At 69.4% G+C, this 12,768-nt stretch carries 12 protein-coding genes; 4 read left to right on the forward strand and 8 right to left on the reverse strand.

The window, feature by feature from the left end:
- Window positions 1–22: 22 nt before the first annotated feature.
- Entirely contained in the window at window positions 23–817 is a 795-nt protein-coding gene (locus ABZX02_RS04090) for a metalloregulator ArsR/SmtB family transcription factor (protein WP_355294629.1), read from the reverse strand.
- Window positions 818–849: 32 nt separating this feature from the next.
- Entirely contained in the window at window positions 850–2,292 is a 1,443-nt protein-coding gene (locus tag ABZX02_RS04095) for a neutral zinc metallopeptidase (RefSeq protein ID WP_355294630.1), read from the reverse strand.
- A gap of 182 nt (window positions 2,293–2,474) precedes the next feature.
- Between ABZX02_RS04095 and ABZX02_RS04100 the strand changes: the two genes are divergently transcribed.
- From ABZX02_RS04100 to ABZX02_RS04110, 3 genes are read left to right on the forward strand one after another with little or no spacing between them, the layout of a single operon-like run.
- A complete protein-coding gene (locus tag ABZX02_RS04100; RefSeq protein ID WP_355294631.1) occupies window positions 2,475–3,065 on the forward strand; it encodes a DUF6230 family protein in 591 nt (196 codons plus the stop codon).
- Window positions 3,056–3,466 carry a DUF6114 domain-containing protein gene (locus ABZX02_RS04105; RefSeq protein WP_355294632.1) on the forward strand — a complete coding sequence of 137 codons (411 nt, stop codon included), beginning with the start codon at window positions 3,056–3,058 and terminating at the stop codon, window positions 3,464–3,466. Before ABZX02_RS04100 ends, ABZX02_RS04105 begins: the two co-directional genes overlap by 10 nt.
- Window positions 3,463–4,146, forward strand: coding sequence for a hypothetical protein (locus ABZX02_RS04110; RefSeq protein WP_355294633.1), 684 nt, complete (start codon window positions 3,463–3,465; stop codon window positions 4,144–4,146). The genes ABZX02_RS04105 and ABZX02_RS04110 overlap by 4 nt, the downstream gene beginning before the upstream one ends.
- A 61-nt stretch (window positions 4,147–4,207) precedes the next feature.
- On the opposite strand, the gene ABZX02_RS04115 is transcribed toward ABZX02_RS04110, so the two are convergent.
- The 3 genes from ABZX02_RS04115 to ABZX02_RS04125 are packed head-to-tail and all read right to left on the reverse strand — an operon-like array spanning window position 4,208 to window position 6,754.
- Window positions 4,208–4,663, reverse strand: a complete 456-nt coding sequence (locus ABZX02_RS04115) for an Imm1 family immunity protein (RefSeq protein WP_355294634.1) — start codon at window positions 4,661–4,663, stop codon at window positions 4,208–4,210.
- Window positions 4,660–5,379 (reverse strand): DddA-like double-stranded DNA deaminase toxin, encoded by a 720-nt coding sequence (locus ABZX02_RS04120; protein ID WP_355294635.1) that lies wholly within the window; start codon window positions 5,377–5,379, stop codon window positions 4,660–4,662. The genes ABZX02_RS04115 and ABZX02_RS04120 overlap by 4 nt, the downstream gene beginning before the upstream one ends.
- Window positions 5,380–5,383: 4 nt before the next feature.
- Window positions 5,384–6,754: a neutral zinc metallopeptidase gene (locus ABZX02_RS04125; protein ID WP_355294636.1), complete on the reverse strand. Its 1,371-nt coding sequence runs from the start codon at window positions 6,752–6,754 to the stop codon at window positions 5,384–5,386.
- A 133-nt stretch (window positions 6,755–6,887) separates the two neighbouring features.
- Here ABZX02_RS04125 and ABZX02_RS04130 point away from each other — a divergent pair, with 133 nt between their 5' ends.
- The gene (locus tag ABZX02_RS04130; RefSeq protein WP_355294637.1) at window positions 6,888–7,538 is read left to right on the forward strand and encodes a hypothetical protein; all 651 of its coding nucleotides are present in this window, start codon (window positions 6,888–6,890) and stop codon (window positions 7,536–7,538) included.
- Here ABZX02_RS04130 and glgB read toward each other — a convergent pair.
- From glgB to treS, 3 genes are read right to left on the reverse strand one after another with little or no spacing between them, the layout of a single operon-like run.
- Window positions 7,482–9,632: a 1,4-alpha-glucan branching protein GlgB gene (gene glgB / locus ABZX02_RS04135; protein ID WP_355294638.1), complete on the reverse strand. Its 2,151-nt coding sequence runs from the start codon at window positions 9,630–9,632 to the stop codon at window positions 7,482–7,484. The two genes, ABZX02_RS04130 and glgB, sit on opposite strands and share 57 nt — an antisense overlap.
- A gap of 3 nt (window positions 9,633–9,635) precedes the next feature.
- Window positions 9,636–10,946: an aminoglycoside phosphotransferase gene (locus ABZX02_RS04140; RefSeq protein ID WP_355294639.1), complete on the reverse strand. Its 1,311-nt coding sequence runs from the start codon at window positions 10,944–10,946 to the stop codon at window positions 9,636–9,638.
- An 8-nt stretch (window positions 10,947–10,954) separates the two neighbouring features.
- A complete protein-coding gene (treS, locus tag ABZX02_RS04145; RefSeq protein WP_355294640.1) occupies window positions 10,955–12,763 on the reverse strand; it encodes a maltose alpha-D-glucosyltransferase in 1,809 nt (602 codons plus the stop codon).
- Window positions 12,764–12,768 lie beyond the last annotated feature (5 nt).

A 12,768-nucleotide genomic window follows, 5' to 3' on the forward strand; every position in this document is an offset into this window, starting at 1 on the left:
GTTCGAGGGGTCGGCACGGGCCTCAGGCGCGGCGCCGTTCCAACAGGACGGTGTCGCGCCACTTCCCGTGGTGCTGCGCGATCCGCTCCCGCACCCCCACCGTGCGGAACCCGGCCTTGTGGTGCAACGCGATGCTGGCCCGGTTCTCCGGGAAGACCACCGCCTGCAACGTCCACAGGTCGTCCTCGTCCGCCGCCGAGACCTGGTGGTGCAGCAGGGTTTTGCCGACACCGCGGCCCTGCGAGGCGTCGGCCACGTAGATCGACGTCTCGACGACGCCCGCGTAGCACTCGCGCGCCGAGACCGGGGCGGCCGCCGCCCAGCCCGCGACCACGCCGTCCAGCACGGCGATCCAGCGGTGGTCCGGCAGCCACTTGGACTCGAGCGTCCGGCGCGACGGGACCTCCGTCTCGAACGTCGCGTCACCGGAGGCGATGCCCTCGCCGTAGATGCGGCGGACGTCCGGCCAGTCCGAGGCGGTCATGGGGCGGATGGTGACGCCCGAGACCGGTGCGATCCCGCCCGAGGAGAGCGCGCCCATCACCGCGTCGGCCGCGTGCGGGAGACCCGTGCAGCAGGCCGGGTTCACGGTGACGAGGGTGGTGGTGCCCTCGCGCTGGACGTGCAGGAACCCGACCTCGGCCAGCTTGCGGACGTGGTGCGAGCAGGTGGACTGGCTCACGCCCAGCAGCGTGGTCAGTTCGCCGACGGTGACCGGCACCGGGGACGAGGCCACGTGGTTCAGCAGGCGCACCCTCGTCGGGTCGGACAGCGTCGCGAACCACGAGGCGTAGGTCGTGGCTTCATCGGTGAGCACCGATCAAGTATCGATGCTGGTCGATGCAGGAATCAAACCGAGTACTTCTTCACGCAGAACGAGAGGCCGCGGAAGAAGCCGTCGCCGAACGCCTCGACGCGGGCGAAGCCGGACGGGACCGCCTTGCCGTTGACGTCCGCCGCGATCAGGCTGTCGTCGGCCAGGAGTTCCGCGACCGCCTCGTCCAGGTCCCCAGGGGAGAGCTTCAGGTTCGCCGCCGCGTTGGGGCGGTTGGTGAGACCCGCCCAGGCCCCGGTCAGGCAGGCGGTGCGCTGGCCCGCCGCGTCGTCGTCGAGCTTGAAGCCCGTGGCGTGCTGGATGGACAGGGAGAAGCGCGAGGCGATGACGGCGAACGCCGCGAAGTCGCCGATGCCGCCCTTCGAGCCCTTCTTCGGCGGCGTGCCGATCTTGACCAGGGCCGGCAGGTCCAGCTGCACCTGGTTCAGGGCGGGGCAGTAGGTCGCCGGGGACGTGGTCTGCGCGTCGGCGCACGCCTTGATGCCCGACCTGTCGAAGGCGGGGAACGCCGCGCCGCTCGACTTGTAGGCGTCGCGCAGCGACTCCTCCAGCGCGCGCTGGAACTTGTCCTCGTCGATCCTGGCGTTGCCGCGGCCCTGGCCCTGGTCGGTGTCGTTGAGGTCGAAGGGGCGTTCGGTGATGCGCTTGGCGATCTCGGCCTCGTTGATCTCCGCGCACCGGGCGGCGCCGCGGGTGAAGCCGAACTGGAAGGCGGAGACGCGGTCGAACGCGCTGCCGTGCGCACCCTGCTTCTCGAACGACGTGCCGGCGCTGTCGCGGATGAAGAACATCGTCTGCAGCACCTGGTTCAGGCCCTCGCCGGTGGAGAGCTCGAAGTGCTTCGACTTGTTCTCGGCGACCCAGCGCATGAAGACGCCGGTGTAGCAGTCGGCCTGCTGCTCCTTGACGATCGACGGGGTGTTGGCGCCGATGTTCGAGGCGGGGCCGAGCTTGTACTGCACGGCGTGGCCCATCTCGTGCGCCAGCACCGTGACGACGGCCATGGGGCCGAAGGAGTCCTGCAGCATCGGCAGGAGCTCGCCGCGGTCCCACGTGATGCTGTCGTCGAGCGCGCAGTAGAACGCGTTGGCGATGCCGGTCGTGTTGAGCTTGCAGACCTCGACGCCCTTGCCGTTCGAGTCGTAGGACAGGAACCGCTTCACGGGCTCGAACGTCTTGCCCGCGAACGAGGCCGGGAACTCCGCCTTCCAGAACTCCTGCACGTCGGCGAGGGTGTTGATGGCCAGGCGATCCATTTCGCCGCCGTCGCCGTTCTCGACGCTCAGGTCGGCGTCGGGCACACCCTTGCGCGGGCCGGACGGGCCGTTGGAGATCTCCAGGCCCGCGACCTTCGTGGGGTCGGGGCGTTCGCCCTTCGGTTCGCCGTCGACGACGGTGGCGCAGGCGGTCAAGGCTGCGGTCACGGCCAGCGCGACGGCGATTCGTCCGAATCCCATGAGGTCAGACCCTACTAAGCGCGTTCCGGCGTCCTGCGGAAGGACCTTCGGCCAAACGTGAAACTCCCTCACCCCTCGGGGTGATTTCAAGACTGCGCGGACTCGTTTCCGTTGTCCTGCCTGCGTTTTCGCGAGCACAGTCCCCCTCACGCAAGCCTTCAGTGTGGAAGGAGTCCGGGGGTATGGGTAGAACGCGCTGGGCACGGTTCGTCGGGGTGCTCGGCATCGGCGCGGTCGGCGCCGGTGCCCTGTTGTTCGGCATGTCCCAGGGAGCGCTGGCAGCCTCGTTCGCGGTGTCCGGCACCAACTTCAAGGTGTCCGCCGACAACCTGACGGGCCAGGGGTTCGTCCAGTTCGGCGGGGTCGACGCGGGTGCGGGCAAGGTGCACGTCGTCGCGGTCAGCGGGTTCAAGACGGCACGGCTCGACAAGTTCTGCCAGTCGGTGTTCGTGCCCGGCATGCCGATCGTCGGTGACGTGACGATGCGCATCACCGCGGAGGGCGTGGGCGGCATGTCGGCGGAGAACCTGGTCGTCAACCTCACGGACCTCAACGGCGACCTGGTCCTCGGCAACCCCGAGATCGGCATCGACGCGAGCAAGGTGACGAAGGGACCGGAGAACCTCCGCGGCCTGCCGGGCTCGTTCGGCCTGCAGGCCGACTCGGCGAACATCACGTCGTTGCAGCAGACCGCCTGGGCCACCACCGCCCAGACCATCAGGTTCAAGGGCATGAACCTGACGATCCGCCAGGGGAAGCAAGAGTGCTTCTGAGGACCTGGCGGCGCTTCACCGCGTGGCGACGGGTCCGGCCCTTCTGGGCCGGGCTCTTCGTGGCCGTGGGCGCGCTCCTCATCCTGTTCCCGCCGTTCGCCGGGCTGAAGTTCGGCGACCTGATGATCTCGATGCAGACGCTCGGTGGTGTGTCCGCGCTGCTGATCGGGACGTTGCTGGGGATCTGCGCGGTCGCGCTGTGGACGCAGCCGAGGTTCCGGCTGGCGTCGGGCATCGTCACGGTGCTGCTGTCGCTCGTCGCGATCGTCGTGACCAACTTCGGCGGCTTCATCATCGGCACCCTCTCGAGCCTGCTCGGCGGTGCGCTCGCCGTGGCGTGGACGGACGAGCCGAAGAAGGCCAAGGAGCCGAAGACGACCCAGGAGGTTCAGCCCACATGATGCGGGCGCAGTCGCTGGCAACCGTCGCGGTGGTCGCGGTGCTGGCGCTGCAGCCGCCGTCGAGCACCGAACCACCGCCGTCGTCGGACCCCGGCAGCAGTTCCCCGGTACCGACCACGACGTCCGAACCGCCGCCCACGACGACCACGAGCACCACCCCACCGCCGGTGTCCTCGACCACCGCGCCGACGCCGCCGCCCAGTGCGGACCCGTCGACACCGGCACCCCCGCCACCGGCCCCTGCCCCGGTGGCGGCGGGAGGGCGGGAGTGGACGCTCACGGCGTCGAGGCTCGACCTGGGCGGCCTGAACTACGTCGGGATCGTCGACGCGCTGGTGAACGGCCAGGTCGTCAAGGTCCTCAAGTTCACGGCGTCCGACATGAAGATCAGGGACCTGGTGCAGTCCGCCGAGGTCTCACCGGGCGTCAGGCTGGTCACGGCCGCCCGGCCGGGCAGCACGTCCACGGTGTCGCCGGGGCGCATCGAGCTGTTCACGGTCCAGCTCAAGGGCAACCTGGACCTCCTCGGGATCAAGATCCCGGTGGACTACACGGCGGCGCACCCACCGCCGCTGAACGTGCCGTTCGTGACCTTCACCGAGGTCACGGTGCGCAACACGGACCTGGTCGGGGGAACGCTGAGGATCCCGGGCGCGCGGATCTCGGTGGAGTCCGGCTGACCTCGCCACCAGACGCCGAAGCCCGCACCAGGCCTGAGCCGGTGCGGGCTTCGGTTCGGGGTCAGTAGGTCGCGTCCGTGACCTGCCAACGCACGCAGGTGGGACGCGAGCCGGTTCGCTGGAACTCCAGCAAGGCCGCTCGGACCTGGTCCAGTGGGATCACGGCATCGCGGGGGAACTCCGTCTTGTTGTCCCTGTCGACGTAGAGCGTTGGTGCGTCCTCGGCTGGCTCGGTGGCCTGCGTGACCCAGTAGCCGAACTCGTCGGTGTCGCCGTCCGGGCCCACGTAGTGCAGCGCCCCGAACCCGTTGTCCACGTCCAGTTTGAACATGCGATCAGGAATCTCCAGAAGGCCGAACTTCGGGAGTTCCTGTGCGGCGATCTGCGTGGGGTGTGGCTGGGCGTGGTCCACCAGGTAGGTCAGCACGCGATCGAGCTCTGCCTCGGTTCGAACGGGTTCAGGCTCGTCGGCGCGGTTGTCGCCGTGGTAGTACCAGAAGTCGAGCGTGTAGCTCACCGCACGTCCTTTCCGCGGAACACCCGCGAACGTACCGGATCGTGCACGGTCAGGGTTTGGCCTGGCCCCAGCACGAAGGGGAGCAACTTCGCGCAGGACAGCACGCCGTTGCAGAGTTCGTTGTTGACCACCAGTTCCGCCTCGTCCACGCCGTTCAGCCGCATGCGCCAGCCCACCTTGACCTCGACGTGCTTCGACGCCTCGATGGTGGCGCCAAGGCGCCCGATTCCGAGTTGAATCAGGTGATCGTTGATGCGGTCGTGTTCGCCGTCGGCTTCGCGCCCGCTCTGGATCATGTCGGCGTGTCCGTCTCGATCCCGGAACACACCGCTGGTCTGGTAGGCGGGCAGGTGGGCTCGCGATCGCGCGACCCACGGTTCGTCCCGCGGAGCTGTCGAGTTCGGAACAGGGGGCGTCGGGATGGACGCGGCTGTTCCTGAACCCCGCCCGGATTCGAGCGACGCGCGGATCCGGGCGATTCCGTCCAGCGTGGCTCCGGCCTCGGCGATGCGCGTCTCCGCGCCGTCCTTGACCGCGGCGAACGAAGCGATGACGGCTTCGGCTTCGCCGGCCTGCGCGGTTCCTGCCACCGTCTCCGCGAGCCCGGCCCGGCACTCCTCGGCAAGAGCGGCGGCCTGCGCCAGGTTCGCGATCGAGTCTTCGACTTTGCGAACGACCCGGTCGAGAATCGCGGCGACGTCCGCGAACGTGGTCAAGTCGTCAGACGCCGCACTTCTTCGCGCCCTCGAACACGCCTTCGCGGAACCGGGCCACCCGCTCGAACCCCGGATCCACCGGGTTCCCGCCCTTGGCGTCCCGCGCCGCGTAGTCGTACTTCAGCAGCACCGTCACGGCCTCGTCGAAGTCGCCCGGCGACAACCCGAACCCGTCCTGCCGCTGGAACACCGCCCCGGTGTAAGCCCCGGCCAGGCACAACGCCGCCGCGGACGCCTCCTCGCCCTCGATCGGCTTGCCCAGCGCCGCGAGCTCGGCCATCGCGTACCGGGTCGCGATCAGCGTGCCCGTCGCGTAGTCGCCCTCGTCCTTGTGCAGCTCCGGCAGCTCGTCCTTGGTGTCGATCTTGATCGTCTTGTCGGACGGGCAGTACGCGACGGGGCCCTGGTCGCCGGAGCAGTCCGGCTCGCTCTGGGACGCCTCGGCGCGCGGCGACGGCCACTGCTTGCCCGCGGTGGTGGCGAGGTTCTTGAAGAAGCCGTCGAGGTCCGGCGTCACGGCCTCGAGCATCTCGTCGAACGGCAGGTTGCCGCCGTTCGCGCGGTCCTTGACGCTCGTGAACGCGCGCTGCGTGAACTGGCGGTTCTGCACCGACATGGCCGCGCAGAACTTCGTGCCCTGCTCGTAGCCGTCCTGGAAGGCGGCCACTCGGTCGAACGCGCTGCCGTGCGCCTGCTCGTCCTCCGGCGAGGTGCCCACCGGGTCGCGGAACGTGATCAGCGCGCCCAGCGCCTTGTCCAGGGCGTCGGCGTTGATGTCGAGGCGCTCGGACTTGCCGTCGGCGACGTTGCGGATGAACGCGCCCGCGAAGCAGTCGGCCTGGGCCTCGGTGAGGATCGTCGGGTACTTCTCCGGCTCGCGGCGCTCCGCCTCGGGCGTGATGCCCATGCGGTTCTGCACGGCGTGGCCGACCTCGTGCGCGAGGACGACGACCACGGCCGCCTCGCCGAAGCGGTCCTGCAGCACCGGCAGCAGGGACGCGCGGTCCCAGGCGATCGCGTCGGCGGCCGGGCAGTAGAACGCGTTGCCCTCCACGTCCGCGGCCTTCTGCGTGCAGGGCGGCGGCTTCGCGCTCGAGTCGGCCGTGTCGACCGAGAAGTAACCGCCGCTCAGCGGCTTCCAGGCCTTGTTGAACGTCTGCTGGGACGACTCTTTCCAGAACTCGTCGATGTCCGTCAGCGCGGTGGCGGCGAGCTTGTCGATCGGGCCGTTGTCCGTCCCGCGCACCTGGATCGTGGTGCTGGACGCCTCCTTCTTCACCACCTTGGCGGCACGAGGGCGCCCTGGGATCTGGGCTGTGCACCCTGCGGCAAGCAGGGCGGTGACGACGATCAGCGCGATGCTCCGGTGCCGCATGGAACCATTGTGCCTGCCGGTCGGCTCTGAAGGCGTCCTTGTCGTCCAAGTCAGGCGCATACAAGGGGCAACGTGCGGCGGCCGGATCGGGTTCACCGGGCTGGAGTCGCCCGATCGACCTACATTTCCCATCGTGCGCGAATACATCTGCGCCGTGTTGCTGCTCCTGGGCCCGCCGAGCGGGGCCGATCCGACCATGCCCGGCTGCGGCGGCGGCATCGCGCCGCAACCGCGCGTGGGCATGATCACCGGGCCCGGCACCGTCCACTCGGCGCTCCCCGCCGTGCCCGGCGGTGTCTACGACCTGTCCGTCTGGGCCGGCAGCCGCAGGCCCGGACCCGCGACGGCCACCGGGCTGCAGTTCCTCGACCGCGCGGGTGTCCAGACCGGACGGACCTACGCACTCACGCCCATACGCCAGACGAGGCGCCAGAACAGTTACGGGGTGATCGCACCGCGTGACGCCGCCACTGTGCGGTTCTTCGTCACCACGACCACGGAGATCCACTGGGAGTGCGTGTTCCTGAGGGTCTCCGCCTACGAGGTCACGGCCGACGCGCACACCGTGACCGTCACCAACACCGGCAGCGAACCGCTGACCGGCCTGCGGATCACCGGCTGCGGCGATCCGTTCGACCTGCGCGACCAGGTCGTCCGCACGTGCGAAGGCACCGGTCCCGTTGCGGTGACCGGTGCCCTCTACTGGAACGGCGCTCTACCGGACCGGTCAGTCCTCCGGCACCAGCCACAGCACGCCGGACGGCGGCAGCTGCAGGATCGCTGAGTGCGGCCGGCCGTGCCACGGCTTCGCCTCGGTCTCGACACCGCCCATGTTGCCCACGCCCGACCCGCCGTAGTGCGCGGCGTCGGTGTTCACGAGCTCCTTCCACCGCCCGGCGGACGGCAGACCCACGCGGTAGTCGTGGTGCGGCGACCCGGAGAAGTTCGCCACGCAGGCGAGCGTCGAGCCGTCCTCACCGACCCGCAGGAACGACAGCACGTTCCCGCCGGAGTCGTTCGCGTCGATCCACTGGAAGCCCTCGGGCGTCACGTCGTGGCTGAACAACGCAGCCGCGCCCTTGTACACCGAGTTCAGGTCGCGCATCAGCGACTGGATGCCCTGGTGCAGCGGCTCCTGCTCGACCAGGTGCCAGTCGAGCGACCGCGACTCCGACCACTCCTGCCGCTGCCCGAACTCGCCGCCCATGAACAGCAGCTGCTTGCCCGGATGCGCCCACATGAACGCGAGCAGCGACCGCACGCCCGCGGCCTTGTTCCAGTCGTCGCCCGGCATCCGGCCCCACAGCGAGCCCTTGCCGTGCACCACCTCGTCGTGCGAGAGCGGCAGCACGAAGTTCTCGCTCCACGCGTACACCAGCGAGAACGTCATCTCGTTGTGGTGGAACGAGCGGTGCACCGGCTCACGCGACAGGTAGTGCAGCGTGTCGTGCATCCAGCCCATGTTCCACTTGAAGCCGAACCCGAGCCCGCCGAGGTGCGTCGGCCGCGTGACGCCCGGCCACGCCGTCGACTCCTCGGCGATCATGACCACGCCGGGGTGCCGCTTGTAGACCGTGGCGTTGAGCTCCTGCAGGAACCGCACCGCGTCGAGGTTCTCGCGCCCGCCGAACTCGTTGGGCAGCCACTGGCCCTCGGGCCGCGAGTAGTCGAGGTAGAGCATCGACGCGACGGCGTCCACGCGCAGCCCGTCGAGGTGGAACTCCTCGATCCAGTACAGCGCGTTCGCCACGAGGAAGTTGCGGACCTCGTTGCGGCCGAAGTCGAACACGTACGTGCCCCAGTCGAGCTGCTCACCGCGCCGCGGGTCGGCGTGCTCGTAGAGCGGGGTGCCGTCGAACTTCGCGAGCGCCCAGGCGTCCTTCGGGAAGTGCGCGGGCACCCAGTCGACCAGCACGCCGATGCCGCGCTGGTGCAGCGTGTCGACGAAGTACCGGAAGTCGTCCGGCGACCCGAACCGCGAGGTCGGCGCGTAGTACGACGTCACCTGGTAGCCCCACGACCCGCCGAACGGGTGCTCGGCCACGGGCAGCATCTCGACGTGCGTGAAGCCCATGTCCTCGCAGTAGTCCGCGAGCTCCGTCGCGAGCTCGCGGTACCCGAGGCCCGGCTTCCACGACCCGAGGTGCACCTCGTAGATCGACATCGGCGCGTTCGCCCACTGCGTGGCCTCGCGCCGCGCCTCCCACTCCGCGTCCTGCCACTGGTACTCGGTCCGCGTGACGACCGAGGCGGTCTGCGGCGGGACCTCCGTCGCGAACGCCATCGGGTCGGCCTTCTCGTGCCACACGCCGTCCTGGCCGAGGATGCGGAACTTGTACCGCGACCCCACCACGACGTTCGGCAGGAAGACCTCCCACACACCGCTGGAACCCATGGAGCGCAACGGGTTCGCGCGCCCGTCCCAGCCGTCGAAGTCACCGGTCACGCGCACCCCGCGGGCGTTCGGCGCCCACACGGCGAACGAGACACCGGTGACGTCACCGGCGACCGTCTCGTAGCAGCGCACGTGCGCGCCCAGCACGTCCCACAGCCGCTCGTGCCGGCCCTCGCCGATCAGGTGCAGGTCCAGCTCGCCGACCGTGGGCAGCCACCGGTACGGGTCGTCGACCTCGACCGTGTGGTCGCCGTAGGACACCAGCAGCCGGTAGTCGCCGGGCGCTTCGGGCAGCTCGCCCTCGAAGAGCGCGTCCGCGATGCGCGGCAGCTCGACCTGCTTGTCGCCCCACGCCACCGCGACCGACGTGGCGCCTGGTCGCAGCGCCCGCGCCACCACCTGGTCGCCGACGGTGTGCACACCCAGCACCGAGTGCGGGTCGTGGTGCGCACCTGACAGGAGTCGGTCCAGGTCGGCCTTCACGGCTTACTCTCCTCCAGAAGTCATCCGGGCGATCGACGACAGCGGAACCGTCAACCACTCCGGCCTGTTGGCGTGCTCGTATGCGACCTCGTAGACCGCCTTGTCCAGCTCGAACGCGCGCAGCAGGTGCGCGTGGTCGCGGGGGTCGCCCGCCACCTCGGCGTACCCGTCGCAGAACGCCGCCCGGTTGCGCTTCGTCCACTCCATCGCGCGGTAGGCGAGCTGGTCGTCGTCGGGCTGGCCGATCAGCAGCTGCCGCGCCGCGTAGTCGAACGACCTCAGCATCCCCGCCACGTCGCGCAACGGCGACCGCAGCGCGAGGCGGTCCTCGACGGACGCCGCGGGCTCGCCCTCGAAGTCGATCAGCAGCCACCCGTGCACGGTCCGCAGCACCTGGCCCAGGTGCAGGTCGCCGTGGATGTGCTGGATGGAGATCTCGCCGACGTGCCGGCGGGCCTCCTCGAACGACGCGCGCAGCGGCTCCTCGTAGCGGCCCAGCTCCGGCACCGACTCGAGCACGGTGCCCAGGCGCCGTTGCATGCCCTCGATGGCCTGCGCGATCGCGTTCTCGTCGGCGGTGCGCGTGCCCAGTGCGGAGGCCAGGTCGGCGTGCACCTTCGCGACGGCGTGGCCGAGGCGTTGCGCCTCGCCGGCGAAGTCGCCGCCCACCTCGAACGCGTGCAGGTCGGCCTCGGCCATCAGGTCGCGCACCGAGGTCTTGGCCATGTCCCAGCCCTCGACGGCGTCCGGCAGGAACTCCTGCAGCATCGCCAGGGTCACCGGCTCGCCGTTCAGCTCGGTCGAGATCGCGCCCAGGGGCTGCGCGATGTGCTCGCAGCCGACCGACCGCAGTGCGCGGTGCATGGTCAGGTCGCGGTTCTCGCCTTTCGCGAGCTTGCGGAAGATCTTGAGGATGTACTGCTGGCCGTAGATCAGCGACGTGTTGGACTGCTCGACGCCGATCGGCCGGCCGCGCAGGCCCGTCCGCAGTTCGGTGCCGGGCTCGTGCGCGAAGGTGATGCCGTCGACGGAGTGCCCCTCCGCGATGCGGTCGAGCAGCACGCCGTTGTGCTCGGGGTCGAGCAGCACGTCCCAGGCACCGGTGCTCAGGCTGAGCGCGCCCTGGTAGCTCTCGGTGCGGCCGGGCTGCTCCACCTCGAAGATCACGTGCACCAGGTCGCCGTCCACCACCGTCGTCCTCAGTGGACGGACGGCCGTGATCGGCCTGTCCTTGCCGCCGAACCACCTGGCGGCCGGGAGCAGATCGGGCAGCGAGGCGGCCAGCTTCTCGACCAGTTCGTGGGGATCGGTCACGGGCGGATTCACCTCATCTCGCTGTCGTCGCCCGCCTCTACCAGCTGGAACCAGTAGAAACCGTGACCCGGGAGGGTCAACAGGTAGGGGAGTTCCCCGATCGCGGGGAATTTGACACCTCCGGTGAGCTCCACCGGCGTGTGGTCGCGGTGCTCGGAGAGGTCCAGCTCGACGGGCTGCGGGAAGCGGGACAGGTTGTTCACGCAGAGCACGATGTCCTCGCGGCCGTCCGGGCGCTTCCACTGCCGCTTGTAGGCGAGCACGCTCGGGTTCGAGCCGCCGAGCTCGGTGAAGTCGCCCTCGGCGAACGCGTGGTGCTGCTTGCGGACCTCGATCATGTGGCGGGTCCAGTTGAGCAGCGACGTCGAGCTGTTGAGCTGGGCCTCGACGTTCAGGCCCTGGTAGCCGTAGACCGGGTCCATGATCACCGGCAGGTAGATCCGGCCGGGGTCACAACTGCTGAACCCCGCGTTGCGGTCCGGCGTCCACTGCATCGGGGTGCGCACGGCGTCGCGGTCGGCGAGCCAGATGTTGTCGCCCATGCCGATCTCGTCGCCGTAGTACAGAACGGGCGAGCCCGGCAGCGACAGCAGCAGCGCGGTGAACAGCTCGTGCTGGTTGCGGTCGTTCTCCAGCAACGGCGCGAGCCGCCGGCGGATGCCGATGTTCGCCTTCATCCGCGGGTCCTTGGCGTACTCCGCGTACATGTAGTCGCGCTCTTCGTCGCTGACCATCTCGAGCGTGAGCTCGTCGTGGTTGCGCAGGAAGATGCCCCACTGCGCGTTCTCCGGGATCGACGGCGTCTGCGCCAGGATCTCCGAGATCGGGAACCGCGACTCCCGCCGCACCGCCATGAAGATCCGCGGCATCAACGGGAAGTGGAACGCCATGTGGCACTCGTCGCCACCCACCGCCGGATCACCGAAGTACTCCACCACGTCCGACGGCCACTGGTTCGCCTCGGCCAGCAGCACGCGGCCGGGGAACTCGTCGTCGACGACCTTGCGGCACTTCTTCAGGAACTCGTGCGTGCGCGGCAGGTTCTCGCAGATCGTGCCTTCCTCCTCGAAGAGGTACGGCACGGCGTCGAGGCGGAAGCCGTCGATGCCGAGGTCGAGCCAGAACCGCAGCGTGTCGAGCATCGCCTCCTGCACGTCCGGGTTCTCGTAGTTGAGGTCCGGCTGGTGGCTGAAGAAGCGGTGCCAGAAGAACTGACCGCGCACCGGGTCGTACGTCCAGTTCGACGACTCCGTGTCGACGAAGATGATCCGCGCGTCGCTGTAGCGCGAGTCGTCGTCGCTCCACACGTAGTAGTCGCCGTACGGCCCGGTCGGGTCCTGCCGCGACTGCTGGAACCACGGGTGCGCGTCGCTGGTGTGGTTGAGCACCAGGTCCGTGATCACCCGGATCCCGCGCCGGTGCGCCTCCTCCAGCAGGTACACGAAGTCCTCGACGGTGCCGAACTCCGGCAGCACCGCGCGGAAGTCGCTGATGTCGTACCCGCCGTCGCGCAACGGCGACGCGTAGAACGGCGGCAGCCAGAGGCAGTCGACGCCGAGCCACTCGAGGTAGTCGAGGCGCGAGGCGAGCCCTCTGAGGTCACCGGTGCCGTCGCCGTTGGAGTCGCTGAACGCGCGGACGAGGACCTCGTAGAAGACGGCGCCCTTGAACCAGTCGGGGTTCGCGGAGGCCGGCTTCGCGGACTTGAAGTCCTCCGCCTGCGGCTCGATCAGCATGCCGTCGTCGTTGACGGCTTCTCCGGTGTGCGGAACACCCTCCAACCCGAGCGCAGCGTCGGGACGGGAGTCGTCGGCCATGGTTC

Source organism: Lentzea sp. NPDC003310 (genome assembly GCF_040610935.1).
In the GTDB taxonomy this organism is placed as follows: Bacteria; Actinomycetota; Actinomycetes; order Mycobacteriales; family Pseudonocardiaceae; genus Lentzea.

Bases quoted from the DNA above. Each gene is read 5' to 3' on its own strand.
- ABZX02_RS04095 (WP_355294630.1), bottom strand. From the start codon at position 2,292: ATGGGATTCGGACGAATCGCCGTCGCGCTGGCCGTGACCGCAGCCTTG.
- ABZX02_RS04100 (WP_355294631.1), top strand. From the start codon at position 2,475: ATGGGTAGAACGCGCTGGGCACGGTTCGTCGGGGTGCTCGGCATCGGC.
- ABZX02_RS04110 (WP_355294633.1), top strand. From the start codon at position 3,463: ATGATGCGGGCGCAGTCGCTGGCAACCGTCGCGGTGGTCGCGGTGCTG.
- ABZX02_RS04125 (WP_355294636.1), bottom strand. From the start codon at position 6,754: ATGCGGCACCGGAGCATCGCGCTGATCGTCGTCACCGCCCTGCTTGCC.
- treS (WP_355294640.1), bottom strand. From the start codon at position 12,763: ATGGCCGACGACTCCCGTCCCGACGCTGCGCTCGGGTTGGAGGGTGTT.